Genomic DNA, 17517 nt, shown 5'->3' with positions numbered 1-17517 from the left:
GCTTACTTTTTTATCAAGAAAAAAGTAAGATAAAAACATCTTATTTGCCACTGACTTGAACAGGTACAACCAAAGAGTTGCTAAATATAATCGAAGAAAAACCACAGTCGTGAACGGATACAGAACCGTTTATTACCATAAGTAGATAGTCAATTCTATTGAGCGAATATCTTAATGAGCCTATTTCTGATAGTCTACATATAATAATTATTAGGTATGCGTATAGCCATTGTAGGAGGAGGGCTTGCAGGCCTTGCTACTTGTTATTATCTTTTAACTAGAAACCATAATGTAAAAGTACAATTATTTGAAAAAAAAGGCATAGGATCAGGCGCCTCAGGCGCCTCAGCAGGCTTATTGCATCCATATACAGGTTCGCCTGCACGGCTTAACTGGAATGCCCAACCAGGTATAGCTGCAACTACACAATTATTGGATACAGTAGCACAGGCTATAGGAAAACCAACCTATAAACCGAGTGGTATAGTTCGTTTTGCCATAAACCCAAAAGATCAGGAAACTTTTGCTAGTATAGTCCAAACACAACATAATGTGTCTTTATGGAGCTTGCAACACACTTACAAGCAGACTGGGGTGTACAGACCCGCTCTATTTATTCCACGTGGATTAAGTGTTTATACAGATATTTATCTAAAAGGAATTTGGCATTTATGTGCCCATTATGGCGCTAAATTAGTGTTGCAACCTTTTACGTTAAATGATAGTTCGTACTTTGACAAAGTAATTCTAGCTTGTGGTGCTAGTACGGCTAAATTATATCCTAGATTAAACTTAATACTAAAAAAAGGAGAAATATTGATCTGTGAAAACAGTCTTACCTACGGCCTTATTGGTAATGGTTACTTAAGTCTAACAGATCAAGCAAACATATGCTATATGGGTGCAACCTCAAGAGAAGACTTAACCAATATCACACTAAATGAAGCTGCAAAATTGATTCGATCTCAAGTAAGCCCTTGGTATAAAAGGGATATTCGGGTGCTAGGCTACAAGTCTGGTATTAGAGTCTATCGTTCTTTAGGGATTTCTTATCCAATTATTGATCAATTAGATAACAAAACTTGGTGTTTTACAGGATTAGGATCACGTGGTTTGATGTACCACGCTTACCTTGGCTCGATTTTAGCGAGCGCTATCCTACAACAATCTGCTAAGCTTATTCCACAAGCATGCAAAATATGAAATAATGTATAGCGTAGCTATTTATTTATAATTTAGCTAAATATCAATCGAAATATTTTATAGATTATAGGTATGATGCCCGCTGATAAGGAATTGGGCACTTTCAATAAAATGTAGTCTTTGAAATAGCTGTTTCCCACTGGATTAGAAAATCATTTTGTTTGAAGCCTACGAAGGGAACTGAGTTATGATTTTTACATTGGTAAACAGCTATTTTTATTATTTTTACTGCGTACTCGATTTTTTATCGATGGTCATAAGCGAGCTAACCTACTAATCATCCATTTAAAAAGTGCTATTCTATTTAATAACCAAGGGAATATTATTCTTAAATTGACGCCATTGAAGGTGCTGCAAAACCCCATAGTACGCATTATAGGTATATAGTTAGCTATTCAAGGTCAATGCAATCATGTTAAACTATAGAAGTAATTATAGTATTTTTACTATATTCCTCTAGAGCATCAACTTGCTCCTCAACCGAGGCAAATTTCTATGCCACATGCTGATTTAACTATAGCAAAATATATTAAGTATAATACTTAAAGATATATTACAACTTATATCCATTATGTTTAATATTCCTTTCGTTATGGTAGTAATTTTTTTACTACTAACATTAGCCAGTGGCATGTATTATAGTTATCATAATAAATCAACTACGCTAAGAACATATGCTATAGGAGATAAAGCTTTTTCTACACCTACTTTAATAGCTACTGTATTGGCTACAACTTATGGAGGTGGGACCCTAATACGTGCTATAGAACAGGTATATAATAGTGGATTATACTGGATAATCCTTATGATTTTATCAGGCCTTAATCTTTGGATAGTTAGTCTAGTAGCCATACGCATGGGGCCATTTATGAAGCACTTGTCCCTTCCAGAAACAATTGGTAGCATATATGGACAATATGCGCGTATGATTACAGCTATATCTGCTATTTGTAGTGCCACAGCGGTTATTGCTATTCAAATCAAAGCCATATCAATGACTATGAGTAGCATCGTTACATACAACCCGCATATTATTGCTGTTTTAGCTACTTTAATCCTTATTTTCTACTCCACACTAGGTGGTATTCGTTCAGTTACCTGCACGGACGTGTTGCAGTTTATAACATTTACTATTATCATTCCATTGTTGGCTTGGTTTATGTTTCTAAAAACTGAAAAATCTATCTTAGACATTATAAATTTTATTCAGAATCAAGAAAAATTTAATTTGAATAACTTATTACACGCTAATACTAAATTAGTAAGTTTACTTTTACTTTCACTTAGTTATTTAATAGGATATACCAAAGAGCCAACCATCATTCAGAGAATCTATATGGCTTCAGGTCCTACTCAGGCTTACAAAGTTTTTAAGCTATCTACTATTTGCCATTACCTTGTAAAGATTTTTATCATTTTAATTAGCCTATTTGTCTTTGTAAAAGACCCAAATCTTCCGTTAAATAAAGTTTGGAATTATATTCCAACTCATGTACCTCCTGTTCTTAACGGTTGTATTGCTATCAGCCTATTAGCCATGACGATGTCTACAGCCGATTCACATCTAAATAATTGCGCAGTTATAGCCAGTTATGATATTATACAGAAAATCACACCAAAAAAATTATATCCTATCAATCATCTTAAAATAGCTAAATGGAGTACGCTAATAATAGGCTTATTAGCTATGATGCTAACTTTTTATTCTAACAACCTATTAACCTTACTAAAGTTCAGCTTAGATTTTTCTATTCCTATAACGGTTGCTCCCTTTCTCTTAGCTGTTTTTGGCTTTCGAGGTAGCCCCAGGACTGCTTTAATTGGTATGGCTACTGGTGCAATAACTATTTTAGTTTGGAACAAATGGGTTACCGGCATAGACGGTTCCTTTGTGGCTATGCTAGCCAATGGGCTGGCCATGCTAGCTGCTCATTATCTGTTGAAACAACCAGAAAGTACAGGTTGGGTTGGACCAGATACCGATTTTAAACAAATGCAACAAGAAAAGGCCAGAAAAAGTGCAGAACGTAAACAAGCAATTAAAAATCGGTGGATCAATAGAAAAGCTACTTTGGGTGAGATCAAACCTAGCTATAATATCTTAGTATGTATTGGATTCTACCTGGCTATTACTAGCTTAGTGGCACACTTTATAGCGCCTATTGATAATAATAGTTTTTCACTCGTTGTGCAGCTTTTTGTAGCCGCTTTTTTTATAGGATATCCCTTTATTCATGCTATCTCTAAAACAATAAGGGGCATTCCAACTGGACTAGGTTGGCTAATAGGGTTAGTGGTTTATTTTCCTTTAAATTTGTTTTGGCATTGGTCCCATTCGGTGGATCCGATTTTTACCCTGTCGCTCTCCTTTACCCATTTTGCCCTAATCTTATTGACCTTGCCTCTTTATCTAGCTATACCCATTATAACAGTTACCTTATTATTGACCATTTATCCGATCTCTATTTGCTTGTCCCATAGACTATTGTGCTCCTTATTACCACTATTGATAGTAGGCTTATTGCTACTTGCCATTATTATCTACTTGAAAATCCAACAAGGTAATCTTACTAGGCAAAATCTTTACCTAAAAAACCAGCAACAGATTAGATCTTCTCAACAACTCAAGTCCTCTCTTTATGATGCAGCTTTGGTTCCCTCTAATCAGGGTAGTGTTCGAAAAGGTTACGGATTTATATTAAATCAAGTAGTCCGTAAAGTGGAGGAATCTATCTCATTTTTACATGAAGATATCCCATTGTTTAAGGAAGACTTCCAAAGTATTATCAATAAGTTTTACGATTGGGTTACCTATTTTAATAGAAGAGAAAAGGCCAAACAACATGCATTGCTGCAACCTAATAAAATTACCTTAGATAAGCTGATGCGTGAGGTAGCAATTGCTTTGTCTCAAGAGATGAGTGATCCACCTAAATTATTGGTAGAAACCATAAAGACTCCTGATAAACAGCCATGCACTTATATTGTATGCGATATCAATCAAGTAGTCTACTCATTGGTTAAAGCCGTTTTACGGGTTGGTAGATTAGAAGGTCCGAATGCACTGATTGTTCGGATACAACTCTATGCTACCGCTTTGCGATTTAAGCAAGCGGATGCTATTGATAACAGTTGTCCTTCGTTTGTGTATTTTCAATCTATTGCTATGGTAATCAGTCAGTCTGATACTCCTTCTGAGTTTATACCAAAAGTGAAGCCCTGCTATGATGAACTGCATGATATGGACCCTAAAATTTCTAAAAATGCGGCACCATCCATAGATCTGGAGCAAGACACCATAGCTAGTATGGTACATGCCCATTATGGCTATTTTAAAATTTCTAGGTATGAAAAGCAACCCACTATGTTGCTGGTACTGCCTAGAGATGTCACCGATATTCGCGATAAGATGACCGTTAAACTGCCTATAGATTGCCTAACCTCAGACGACCCTGTAAACCCTCAAGAGCAAGCCGATTCTATGATGGCCTTAATGAAGTTCCATGACCATGTCTGTAAATATTTGTCTAAAGAGGCTCCTATTGATATAAAAACAATTTCAGGATTACTTTTATTATTACGGCAACATTTTCGCTTTAAGCGTCATGCTTCAGGCCAATTGTTTTATGTCCGTGCGGTAGCGATTGCCCAAATAGTGGTAGATTGGGTCTTTCACTCACCTAAAGTGATTTATGCCTCTTTGCTTTATGAATTGGTACGTCATACTTGCTTGCCGCTTTCTTACATCAAAGAACATTATAATCTAGGTGTTTATGCTTTTGTTTCGAATCTGGTAAAGATAGATAAACGACAGGAGTTAGATGACCCTTCACTACTTTGTGTACAAAATCGATTGGAACAAGCACTTAAAGAAGATCATATACAACTCTCCGTGCTTTTTATCAAATTAGCCGAACGGCTCTATGATCTACGTCATGCAGCCGGTTATATCTACTTAACAGAGGTTCAGCATATGGCGCAAGAAACTTTTACCATAGATGTGCAAATAGCCAATAAATATTTAGGTCCAGAGATAGAAACAGCATTAGAAGTAGCTGCTCAAGAAGCACTAAATCTTTGTAAGAATATAACTAAAAAAGACCACAAGAAAGATTAAATATTTTTAAACTTTTTCTTTTCTAATCAGCGCTAATATTTGATTTACAGAACTTTTTATACAGGGCTTAATTTTTTTTACTTTCATTTTTAAGCTTCTGTAATACTTTAAAATATAAGTGGCGATATAGATACTTTATAGTAGTAGATCCCTATTGAGTACCGCACTTTAACCCTGTTTCTTCTATCCTAGGTAGCTGCTATACTCGTTGTTTATTACAATAAAATAAATTAAATTGCAGGTTCATTATCTTTTTATTTATCAGCCATAAATCCTATTACCAGTAGTGCAAGTGCTTTGGGTAGCCTTTTGGTGATTATGGCTTGCCTATATTTTTAGGCCTTAAAATTAATTATAAATATTATAAAAATTATGATTAGTAAACGAACCATATTATTATTAATGGCGGTCTGGGTTTTTGCCGCTATCTACTATAAAGAGTACAAAAAAAAGCAAAAACTGATTGCTACACCTACGTTAAATAACCTATCTGTCCGCGCTATTAATGGTACCGACCCAGTAAGACTAGATGATATGAGCTCTGTTCAAGTGGCTGGTAAAATATATGAAGGGTTGTATGCCTATCATGCTTTGAAAAGACCATTCCAACTCGTACCTAATCTTGCTGAAGAGATGCCTGCTATTTCTTCAGATGGTTTGGTATATACTTTTAAAATTAAAAAAGGAGTGCTTTTTCAAGATGATCCTTGCTTTCCAAATGGTAAAGGCCGGGAGCTCAAAGCAGCTGATTTTGTTTTTAGTCTAAAAAGACTGGTAGATCCTAAAAATCTAGTTCCTTATCTTGGGCTTATAGATAGTAAAATAAAAGGATTAGATGCATGGAAGCAACAGGCTGATTATGCACAAGAGGTAGAAGGCTTAAAAGCATTGGATGACTATACCCTTCAAGTTACGCTTACAAAACCTTGGGCTTTATTTTTACACTTTTTAGCTATAATCCCTGCTTCCGTGGTGGCCAAAGAGGCTGTCATCCATTATGGCTCTGAATTTTTAAATCATCCGGTAGGTACAGGCCCTTTTATCCTAGAGGGTGGTTTTAATCCGCAAGCTAAGCAATTAATCTTTGTCAAGAATCCTACCTTCAGAGAAAAATTATTCCCTACTGAAGGGGATCCTCTCTATCAACCTATGATAGATGCTTATGGTGGTAAAAAACTACCATTGGTTGACAAAGTGGTGACTGATATTATTACTGAAGAACAACCACGTTGGTTAAAAATGGAAAATGAAGAGATTGATATGCAAGAGGTTGGCGATTCTGGCTTTGTATTTGGCCTGATTGGTGAAAAAAGTGAACTTTTACCAAAATGGAGCAAAAAAGGTTTGGTTTTGCATAAATCTCCTGGTCCTAGAACTGAGCTTTTTATTTATAATCATGATCATGAGCTTTTTAAAAATCTCTATTTAAGGCAGGCCATGTCCATGGCTTTTGATAGAGAAACCTATAACCAAATATTCTATAAAGGTACTGCGCAAGTAGCACAATCTCTTGTGCCGTCACTCTTAATAGATGATCCTAATTCTTCGGTTGCGCCATATGGTTATAATATTGAGCGTGCCAAAGCATATTTGGCGCTGGCAGGCTACCCAGGTGGAGAAGGATTACCTGTTATTACCTTAGATACCCGTTCTGAAACAAGCTATAAAGATAAGGCAGAATTTTTTGCTAAATGTATGGCTCAGATTGGTATAAAGATTGAGGTAATAACCAATATTTGGGCAGAGCTGTATAATAAAATGCTTAAGCGTGCTACTATGATGCATGCTATGACTTGGTCTGCTGACTACCCTGATCCTGCTACCTTTTTTGAACTGATCAGTAATAAGCAACTGGTTGGCTTGCAGTATGAAAATCCTACTTTTAATGCATTGTTAGATCAAGCTATGGCAACAGTCAATGATGCAGAAAGGCAGCGCCTATATCTAGCATTGAATAAAATGGTAGCTCAGGAGGTACCTATGATTTATGCCGTTCATCCTTCTCTTCAAGTCTTGCATTATAACTGGGTTAAAAATGTTACCTGTAATGATTTTTCTCCATCTCTAGACGAATATATAGCAGTAGATATGCAGCAAAAAGTTAAGGCTACGCAGTGATCTTCTCTAGATTTTGTCTAATGTAATTAATACATATTCGCCCTTCGGGTATAAAATAGCTTGAATCTTTTATTTATTTTTAGTATTTCATAATATGTGCTAGATAGAAGAGGTTATTGACCCCGAAGGGTAAATAATCTCTTCTATACTTTATGACTCCTCTTGTTTTATATTTTTTAAGAAGGTTGTTTTATGCACTTTCTGTTATTGTAGGTGCCACCTTGTTAGTCTTTTGTATCTTTAATGTTGTAGTAGGAGATCCTACTGCTGTTTTATTGGGTAAATATGCCACGCCACAAGCTATGGCTAGCTTGAGCCATCAACTAGGTTTAGATAGGCCATGGTACATCCAATATTGGGGGCTTTTAAAATCTGCTTTTACTTTTAATTTTGGCCATTCTTGGAGTACCAAACAGGCTATTTTAAAGACGTTTCAAACAGGAAGTTTAGTCTCTTTAACGGTTACACTACCCTCTTTTTTAATAGGAAATGGCTTGGTCATATGGGTTGCCCTTTGGATGACCCAATACAGGGGTACCATTTGGGATCGTCTTTTAGTGACTAGCTGCATCATCATGACAAGCATCTCTGTATTGGTTTACATTCTAGTAGGGCAAGTTTTTTTAGGTTGTAAGTTACGGCTTTTTCCAATCATGGGCTATAAAAATGGTCTGTTCAACTGTGTTCCCTATATCATCCTGCCGACTATTATCTTGGTATTGCTTCATTTTGGTTATAGCTATCGTTTTTATAGAACCATTATGTTAGATGAAGTCTATCAAGACTATGTGCGTACTGCACGGGCAAAAGGGTTAGAAGAAAAGATGGTTTTATTTAAACATGTCTTTAAAAATGTCATGGTGCCAATTATTACCACGTTTGTCAAAGACTTGCCAACTTTGCTATTTGGTTATGTAGTGATAGAGAATTTTTTTGGCATACCAGGCTTAGGGAATGTAGTAATAGATGCCATCAGCTGTTGTGATTTTCCAACTATTAAGGCTGCCACTATCATGGCTGCTGTCTTAAGTGTTTTGTGCAATATGGTGGGTGACCTCTTGTATACTTTGGTTGATCCGCGTATAAAATTATAATAGGGATATGCATAAAGATAATCTACTGCATCAGTTTGGTTTTAGTACAAAAGCTTTAATAGGTAAAAAATTAAATTTTTTTTGTTTTGTTACTTTATTGGGTTACACGCTAGTAGCACTATCCACTAAAATAGGGGTGCTAGCAGCTAATTGGCAGGCGGAAGTGGGTGCCTCTTATCAGCAACCTAATGCCATGCATTATTTTGGTACAGATATCTTGGGGAGGAGCGTCTTAGCCAAAGTTTTACATGGCGCCGAAGTAGCCATGAGTGTTGGCTTTATAGTGGCTTTATTAGCGGTTGCTATTGGGACTATGCTTGGTATAGTAGCTGGTTATTTTGGTGGTATAATAGATGCCTGTATAGTTTGGCTTTATACAGTTGTGACAGCTATTCCCACTATGATTTTGTTGATGGTGGTTGCCTTTGTACTAGGCAAAGGTATGCAGAGTATTTGTATGGCACTAGCTATAACTGAATGGACAGAAACCTGTCGTTTGATACGAGGGGAAGTGATGCGCCATAAATCTAGAGAATATATTCAAGCAGCTTCAGCCATTGGTGCTAGTAGTGCCCGCAAAATTTTTGTACACCTCTTGCCTAATATACTCCCTTTGATGATTTATCAGTTTTCGTTGGTCTTCCAAACAGCTATCAAGCAGGAGGTTATTCTTTCTTATCTGGGTATTGGTATTCAAAATAAACCTAGTTGGGGTATTATGATTAGTGATGCTAAAACAGGACTGTTAAGAGGTGTTTGGTGGGAACTTTTTTTTGCCACAATGGCCATGTTTTTATTGGTGCTTGTGTTTAATATTTTAGCTGATGCATTACGTGATCTATTGGATCCGAAGTTAAAAGGTCGATAATATGAAACAAAAAATTCTTGAGGTTAAAAATTTAATGACCCAGTATTACAGCGGAAAAAAGCTGGTAACTGTGGTTAATAATGTTTCTTTTGATCTTTGTTCGGGTCGTTCATTGGCCATTGTTGGTGAGTCTAGTTCTGGTAAATCAGCCATGGCTTTGTCACTGATGCGACTCATTGAGCCTCCTGTGGGTAAGATTACTGCACAGGGTATTTTTTTAGAAGGAAAAGATATTTTAACGCTCTCGATAAAGGATATGCAGGAGATACGTGGTAACCGTATCTCCATGATCTTTCAGGAACCTATGACGGCACTCAATCCAGTGTTTACGATTGGCGAACAGATTATGGAAACCATTCAGTTACATCAACAGGTTCCACCAAATGAGGCAAAAATACGTTGTATAGCCTTGTTAACCCTGGTGGGCATACCAGCGCCCCATCAGCGTATGTTGGAATATCCTCATCAGATTTCAGGTGGGATGCGTCAACGGGTTATGATTGCCATTGCATTGGCCTGTGACCCATCTGTCTTGATTGCAGATGAGCCTACTACTGCGCTAGATGTTACCACTCAGGCGCAAATTATGGATTTGATGCAAAGGCTCCAGGCAGAAAACAATATGGGTATTATACTCATTACTCATGACCTGGGAATAGTGGCTGAAGTATGTCATGAAGTAGCCGTTATGTATAGCGGTAGCATTGTAGAAAAAAGTGAAGTGAAAGCCATTTTTAATGGACCCATGCATCCCTATACACAGGCATTATTGGATGCGATCCCTCCTTTATCTGTTCGTAGTCGTTCCCATAGATTGCGCACCATTGATGGCGTAGTACCTCCTTTATGTAACTTGCCCACTGGCTGTCCTTTTCAAGACCGTTGTCCTAACGTAAAGGATCAATGTAGGGATCATAAACCGCTCCTAAAAGAGGTCGGTTATGACCATTTCGTAGCCTGTTTTTATCCATTGCAAGGGAGCACTAAATAGTAAGAGGTATGCAGACCAATAAGGAAATTGTATTAAGAGTAGATCACCTATCCAAGATCTTTCCGATCAAGCATCATCTTTTGGGTCATAAGGTTGGGCAAGTTTCTGCTGTAAATGATGTAAGCTTTACTTTATATAGAGGGGATACCTTAGGTTTAGTAGGAGAGTCTGGTTGTGGTAAAACCACACTAGGTAGAACTGTTTTGCGCTTGATTGAGCCTACTGATGGGCGTATTATTTTTGATGGGATAGATATTACCCACTGTAGCGCTAGTCAAATGCGTAGCATACGGAGAAAAATGCAAATCATTTTTCAAGATCCTTATGCTGCTTTAAATCCTAGAATGTCTATCTATAAGATTCTAGAAGAGCCTATAGAAATTCATAGGCTAGCTGATAGCAAAGCAGCATTTATCCAGCGTATTTACAAACTTTTAGATTATGTCCAATTACCTAAAGCCGTTTTGTACAAATATCCCCATGAACTTTCTGGCGGACAACGCCAGCGTATTTGCATAGCAAGGGCCTTAGCCGTTGAACCTACCTTTATCGTTTGTGATGAAGCGATTGCTGCCTTGGATGTTTCGGTACAAGCTCAGGTGATTAATCTTTTAATGGATTTGCAACAAGAACTAGACTTAACTTATCTTTTTATTTCACATGACTTAAGGGTAGTCAAATTTATAGCCAATGATGTGGCAGTGATGTATTTAGGTAAAATTATAGAAGCTGCTCCAGCAGAAGAAATCTACAAAAACCCTAAACATCCTTATACGAAAGCACTTTTTTCTGCTATACCTACGCTTGATCCATCTAAAACCAGAGAACGGATTATCTTACAGGGAGCTGTACCAAGCCCAAGGGAGTTGCCTACTGGCTGTTATTTTCATCCACGTTGCTGGAAAGCTACAGAAAAATGTAGTAACCTCCATCCAGAACTTATCCAACTAAAAGAAGAAAATCACCAGGTAGCCTGTCATTTTCCAGAAACAAATTAAATATGCAATCTATTACCAATATGCATCCACTGTCAGAGATCAAAAATCTTTCTACTGCAGATAATCAAGCAGTAGTCAGAGTTAGAGGGAGAGTCTTTTCTAAAAAAGACTGTGGGCGCGTCTTATTTTTAATTTTACGAGATGGTATCGATACCTTGCAAGCCGTTTTAGTAAAAAACAAAGAGACAACCCAGCTATCTATAGAAGATTATAACCTATTGCGTAAAATTGAAAATGAATCTTTTATTGAGTTACTTGGTCAAGTTTACTGCACTGAAAAACCAGTTTTAGCCTGTTCTCAGCAATCAATTGAGTTAGCTATAACGGGTTATAAAGTACTTAGCAGGTCTGTATTAGATTTACCGATTACGCTCAAAGAGGCTGCCTTTACAGACGATAAAAAAAATGAAAGTCACCTATTTTCTTCTGTTCATTATGTAAAACGATTGGATAATCGCGTATTGGATTTGCGTACCGATATAGCGCAAGCTATTTTCCGGATCAATGATGGTATATTGTTTCATATACAACACTATTTGCGTGGTTATGGATTTATCGAAATCAAAACACCTAAGCTAATAGGCGGGGCCTCTGAAGGGGGAGCAGATGTTTTTAAAGTAGACTATTTTGGAAAACCTGCTTGCCTGGCACAGAGTCCTCAGTTGTATAAACAAATGGCCATTATAGGTGATTTCAAACGGGTCTTTGAGGTTGGCCCTGTGTTTCGTGCAGAAAACTCTGATACCAATAGACATCTAACGGAGTTTATAGGTGTTGATCTTGAAATGGTTATAGATCAGAGCTATATGGAAGTAGTACATCTGGTATATCAGCTATTGGTTGATCTCTTTGATGCATTAAATATAAAATACAATCGGGAGGTTGATATTATACAGTCTTTTTTTGATGTCCCTGCTTTAACCTTTTCTCCAGAATTGGTTGTAGTTACTTTTGCCGATGCGGTTGCCTTATTAAAGGCTCATGGACAAGATAGGGAAGACTTAACTGATTTTTCTACTGAGGAGGAAAAGCAATTGGGCATTATTGTAAAAGAAAAATACCATACAGATTTGTATGTGATTACCGGTTATCCATCCAGTGTACGTCCTTTTTATACCATGGTTGATACCCGTGATGGGAGATATACCCATTCCTATGACTTTATGTTACGAGGGGCAGAAATTCTTTCCGGTGCCCAGCGGATAGATGATTACAATATGCTATGCAAACGTGTTGCTGCGTTAGGCATAGAACCCAATAGCATCGCTCATTATTTAAACGCATTTAAATATGGTGCACCGCCCCATGCAGGTGTTGGTATGGGTTTAGAACGTATCTTAAAATATTTTCTAGGTTTACCAGATGTACGCTATGGTAACCTCTTTCCGCGTGATCCCAAGCGGTTACATCCTTAACAAGGAATACCATAATGATTGCCGGAACTTTTTACAGGTATCTGTTCATAAAATGGCGTCAACTTAAGGAATTGTTTCCGTTCACCACTATGGCTTATGCTAGAAACAAAACGCGCCCTTTGAAAAAAGTGGCTGAAAGCTCCCCTTACAGCTGAAATAGCAAAACCGTTGCGATCGAGGTTGCCATAAAAGCTTTTTACTCATGTCATGAACATGATACTTTTAAGTTATTGAAACATTTTTTGTATCACCCAAAACTTCCTGAACAATTTTTTCCTCGCAAAAGAAATGTTTGATCCCTTTGATTTCCTCATAACATTGATGCCCTTTTCCTGCTATTAAAATAAGATCCTTTGCATGAGCCATGTAGCAAGCTGTTTTAATAGCCATAGCCCTATCTACAATAGATAGCACCTTGGGTAAGGCTGCTTGAGGCACTCCCTGTTGCATGGCATGTATAATTTCCTGTGGATCTTCATCCCTTGGATTATCACTCGTAAATATAGCTATATCACTATTTTCAGATAGGATTTTGCCAATCATTGCCCGCTTTTGTTGATCACGATTGCCTCCACAGCCCATAATGGTAATAAGCCTGCTGCCAGCAGGGAGTAGGGCACGTAAAGTACGGATAACCTTTTGCACAGCATCTGGGGTATGCGCGTAGTCTATTATAACCTGTTTTGATTGGCCATGATGTACTTTATTCATTCTCCCTACAATAGGGGGAATAGTTGAAAGGGCTACCAAACTTTCTTGGCCATTAAGTCCCAATAACTGGGCGGCACCATAAGCGGCCAATAGATTGCTGGCATTGAATGCACCCATTAGCTGGAACCAAATTGATTGATGATCGATTGCCAACTCTATCCCATCTAGGGTATTGGTAATCAGTTTTGCCCTAAAATCAGTAGCATCTCGAAGAGAAAAAGTAAACTTTTTAGCCTTACAATTCTGAATAAGCATAGCGCTATTTTTATCTTCCTGGTTCATAAGAGCAAAAGCTGTGGTAGGTAAACCATCAAACAGTTTTTTTTTAGCCCGAATATAGTGGGCAAAATCAATATGATAATCCAAATGATCATGGGTGATGTTGGTAAAAATAGCACCCGTAAAATGTATACCTGCTAATCTTTCTTGAACAATAGCATGCGAACTAGCTTCCATAAAACAATAGCTACAACCTGCTGCTACCATAAGGTGTAATAGAAACTGTAATTGGAGTGCATCTGGTGTAGTATGACTAGCTGGATAGTTTTCATCTACCACTTTATTGCATATAGTAGAGATCATACCAGCTTTATGGCCCATCTGCATGACCATTTTATAGAGCAGATGGACAACGGTAGTTTTGCCATTTGTACCAGTAACGGCTACTATTTTAAGTTTTTGGCTAGGCTGGTCATAAAAATGAGCAGCCATAATGCCCAGTGCGCTAAGCGTAGAGTGGACTACTATATAGGTTACATTGCCCTGAATAGACTCAGGTAACCTTTCACACACGATCACACGACTACCTGCAGCTATGGCCATTGCTATATAGTTATGACCATCTACTTGGGTGCCTTGTATAGCAAAAAAACAAGCGTCAACCGCTACTTTACGGCTATCAAAACAAAGGGTGCGTATACCTAGGTCGGTTGAACCCAATATGTTTTTTATAGGTAGACCTATAAGCAGTTCTTGAAGGGGTTTGATCATTATTTTAATAAGATGGTGATTTGGTTACCTTCTATTTTAGATTGTTTGCATACCTTACCATGTAAGTTCCCTTCTACTGTAATGGATAAGCCATTTTTTTCCAATAAAAAGAGCGCATCACGTAACTTCATACCTAATACTATAGGCACACCAGGCCATTCTTTAGAAGATTGGATCTTACATGGCTCAAATTTGCTTTCGGCAGAACGAATAGTTAAACTGCCCCAACTTGCTGTTACGCCCACATTTTCAGGAATAGGCAGCTGGAGATATTGATATAAAAAACGTAAGTCTTCCCTATAGCCAACATGAGACAGTGTTGTTGTATGAGATCCTATCGATCCATTAATTGGTTGTCTTGCTTGTAGATCTTTTCCAGCTATTCTATCGACAATATCTTTAAATATGGGTGCAGGTACTTCTGAACCAAAGCGAAAGCTTTCCCCTTGTGGGCTGTCTACTACAATGATACAACTATAACGAGGCTGATCTGCTGGAAAATAACCTGCAAATGAAGTAAGGTGATCGTCTGTATACTTCCCATTGACCAACTTTTGTGCGGTACCTGTTTTACCAGCTATTTTATAAAATCCATGCTTAATGCGTTGGGCTAAGCCGTTTTCTACTGTTCCTTCTAGCATTACTTTCAGTTTATGTAACGTTTCATTTGAACAGATCTTTTCTTTTAAAATAGTGGTCGGAAATTTTTTAACTAGACCATTTGCTGATTCTATCCGCTGCACAAATAAGGGTTTAATCATTTTACCATTATTGGCTACTGCATTGTATAGTGCTAATATTTGCAGGGGTGTAAGCTGTAGATTGTATCCAATAGAGAGCCATGGCAATGCCACTCCGCTCCACATTTTGCTTTTCGGAGTGAGTATATAAGGTTTACCTTCTCCAGCTAGTTCAATGGCTAAGGGTTGGTGCATGCCCAATTGCTCAATGTAGTCAATAAACTTTTGAGGGTTGGTGCCAAATGTTTCATAAATGGCCATGGAAAGTCCAACATTAGAGGATTTTTCAAATACCTCTTGCAAGGTAAGTAATCCATAGCCTCCTTTTTTTACATCTTTCATCCATCTATTATAGAATTGAATAGTACCATATCCCGTATCTATTGGCTTAGTAAGGGGCCATCCTGTTTCTTCTAACAAAGCCAACATAGATGCTAACTTAAAAATAGAACCTGGTTCAACAGTACCTTGATTACCAATAGCATAGTTATAAGATTCTGTATATTTGCCGGATGCTGTACGAGCTAAATTAGCAATAGCTTTAATGGCTCCGGTAGCCACTTCCATTACAATAGCACAGCCATTTTTCGCCTGGGTTTGTTCAAGAACAGATAACAAACTGCTTTGGGTTACATCTTGTAGATTGATATCCAGTGTAGTAATCAAATCAGCCCCATGTATGGGAGGTATCATAGTACTTTCGGTAACTTGTTTCCAATTACCACCTACCACTTTCTGATAAAGTGCTTGCCCATCTACTCCTTTTAATGCTTTGTTAAAAGCATATTCTAGGCCATAACCATGTTTTTCTCTATGCATACCAATCGTTCGTCTGGCCAATTCTTTAAAAGGATTGTAACGTTTATACTGCTCTTCAAAAATCACTCCTCCTTTGAATTTACCTTGATTAAAAATGGGCCAATGGCTCATTTTCTTTTTTTCTTCATAAGTGATGTGTCTTGTGTGCAACAATAGGTATCTCCGCTTTTTATTACGTGCCTCTACCATACGCCTTTTGTAATACTGGGGAGGGTTATCTTGATAAAAATTGGCTAATGCCTGGCTAAGTGCATCTATACCTTTTTTAAAGCACTCATTCGAAGCCACAACAGGGTCTAAAGCAACTCTATAAAAGGGCAAGGAAGTAGCTAATAAGGCGCCATCGTAGGCATAAATATTACCTCTGGATGCCACAATAGGTTTATAGGCTAATTGGGTAAGCTTGGCACGGTTGTACCATTTATCTGCTTCTATAAACTGCAAGTGAGCTATTTTCCAGGTAATAACTACTAAAAAGAATATAACAGACAGAAGAATGATTCTGGCACGTAATAAAATTGACTTCGTAAATCGCACTTTCTTGGTTAGATTGGATCTATGTATTCAACCCAATGGTAGCTGTACGCAAAAAACAAAAACATGGATTGTAAAATATAGTTGTTTGCTGCAACTATTTACCTAACACTTGTTTTTTGCTTGATTTTTGATCAAGCAAAAAGCAAGATAAAACATTCCTTGGACTAGCCAAAGTAGCTCTTCTAGGGATGGCTATTAAATAAGGAGGCACTTTACTTTCATAAATGGCCAACTGAGCAACTTTTTTAGCCACTTCTGATTGTTTACGTTCAAACATATAGCTAGACTGCAATCTCATATGCTTTACGCGCAGCCCATCTACCATAGGCTGAAGCTCGTTGATTTGATGCAACATTTTTTCGTGATAATGGGCATTCCAGATGTAGACTAACCCCAAAGAAAAAATATACAATAGACGAGGTAAATAGTAAGGGGTATCTAGTGCTATTCCATATAAACGGAATTTCTTTTCTAACCGATTAAATAAGCTTGATTTTTTAATCGGCTTGTAGGTATTTTCTATCATTTTGAGATGGGTTTAAACTAAATAAATAGGTATTCATTCACTCAATGGCGTCAACTTAAGGAATTTTAATTATTTTTATTTGATTATAAGTTTTTTTTATGTTACTTTTTCTTGATAAAGAAGTAAGCAAAAAATCAAGCCCTTGTAAAATAGTTGTGCTCAGCAAGTGACTCTTGCAACTGCAATAGAAAAACAGTTGGGAAAGACACCCGAAGCGTGGATGCTGTTTTTCCAGTTTTAACAACCGCTTTAAGTAATTTTTTACCCGTATCCGTTCACGACTGTGGTTTTTCTTCGATTATATTTAGCAACTCTTTGGTTTGCGTTGACGAAATTAGTAGAAAATGAATTTTTGTTGTTACTTTTTTCTTGATAAAAAAGTACCCAAAA

The 17517-nt window shown here is 37.4% G+C and carries 11 protein-coding genes; 8 read left to right on the top strand and 3 right to left on the bottom strand.

What is annotated here, in order from left to right; genetic code table 11:
- Positions 1–216 precede the first annotated feature (216 nt).
- The 8 genes from MUW73_RS01195 to aspS all read left to right on the top strand — a co-directional run bounded on the left by MUW73_RS01195 (position 217) and on the right by aspS (position 12804).
- The gene (locus MUW73_RS01195) at positions 217–1203 is read left to right on the top strand and encodes an NAD(P)/FAD-dependent oxidoreductase (RefSeq protein ID WP_243018618.1); all 987 of its coding nucleotides are present in this window, start codon (positions 217–219) and stop codon (positions 1201–1203) included.
- 571 nt (positions 1204–1774) lie between these two features.
- A complete protein-coding gene (locus tag MUW73_RS01190) occupies positions 1775–5320 on the top strand; it encodes a sodium:solute symporter family transporter (protein ID WP_243575173.1) in 3546 nt (1181 codons plus the stop codon).
- Positions 5321–5692: 372 nt separating this feature from the next.
- Positions 5693–7438, top strand: a complete 1746-nt coding sequence (locus tag MUW73_RS01185) for an ABC transporter substrate-binding protein (protein WP_243575172.1) — start codon at positions 5693–5695, stop codon at positions 7436–7438.
- 152 nt (positions 7439–7590) lie between these two features.
- Positions 7591–8532, top strand: a complete 942-nt coding sequence (locus MUW73_RS01180) for an ABC transporter permease (protein WP_243018621.1) — start codon at positions 7591–7593, stop codon at positions 8530–8532.
- Between the two features lie 7 nt (positions 8533–8539).
- Positions 8540–9400, top strand: a complete 861-nt coding sequence (locus MUW73_RS01175; RefSeq protein WP_243575171.1) for an ABC transporter permease — start codon at positions 8540–8542, stop codon at positions 9398–9400.
- Between the two features lies 1 nt (position 9401).
- Positions 9402–10391: an ABC transporter ATP-binding protein gene (locus MUW73_RS01170; protein WP_243018623.1), complete on the top strand. Its 990-nt coding sequence runs from the start codon at positions 9402–9404 to the stop codon at positions 10389–10391.
- A gap of 8 nt (positions 10392–10399) precedes the next feature.
- On the top strand, positions 10400–11389 hold the full coding sequence (locus tag MUW73_RS01165) for an ABC transporter ATP-binding protein (protein WP_243018624.1): 990 nt from the start codon (positions 10400–10402) through the stop codon (positions 11387–11389).
- A 2-nt stretch (positions 11390–11391) separates the two neighbouring features.
- Entirely contained in the window at positions 11392–12804 is a 1413-nt protein-coding gene (aspS, locus tag MUW73_RS01160; RefSeq protein WP_243575170.1) for an aspartate--tRNA(Asn) ligase, read from the top strand.
- A 222-nt stretch (positions 12805–13026) separates the two neighbouring features.
- Here the strand turns inward: aspS and MUW73_RS01155 are convergent, their stop codons facing one another.
- The 3 genes from MUW73_RS01155 to MUW73_RS01145 all read right to left on the bottom strand — a co-directional run bounded on the left by MUW73_RS01155 (position 13027) and on the right by MUW73_RS01145 (position 17127).
- Positions 13027–14505 carry a UDP-N-acetylmuramoyl-L-alanyl-D-glutamate--2,6-diaminopimelate ligase gene (locus tag MUW73_RS01155; protein WP_262914877.1) on the bottom strand — a complete coding sequence of 493 codons (1479 nt, stop codon included), beginning with the start codon at positions 14503–14505 and terminating at the stop codon, positions 13027–13029.
- Positions 14505–16601 carry a penicillin-binding transpeptidase domain-containing protein gene (locus tag MUW73_RS01150; protein ID WP_243018626.1) on the bottom strand — a complete coding sequence of 699 codons (2097 nt, stop codon included), beginning with the start codon at positions 16599–16601 and terminating at the stop codon, positions 14505–14507. The genes MUW73_RS01155 and MUW73_RS01150 overlap by 1 nt, the downstream gene beginning before the upstream one ends.
- Positions 16602–16695: 94 nt before the next feature.
- Complete coding sequence (locus MUW73_RS01145; protein ID WP_243018627.1) at positions 16696–17127, bottom strand: FtsL-like putative cell division protein; 432 nt, start codon at positions 17125–17127, stop codon at positions 16696–16698.
- Positions 17128–17517: the final 390 nt, after the last annotated feature.

It is taken from the genome of Candidatus Cardinium sp. cByotN1 (assembly GCF_022810525.1).
Lineage (GTDB): Bacteria > Bacteroidota > Bacteroidia > Cytophagales > Amoebophilaceae > Cardinium.
Note: the sequence above shows the minus strand (reverse complement) of the source record. Positions and strands in the feature narration are given on the sequence as shown.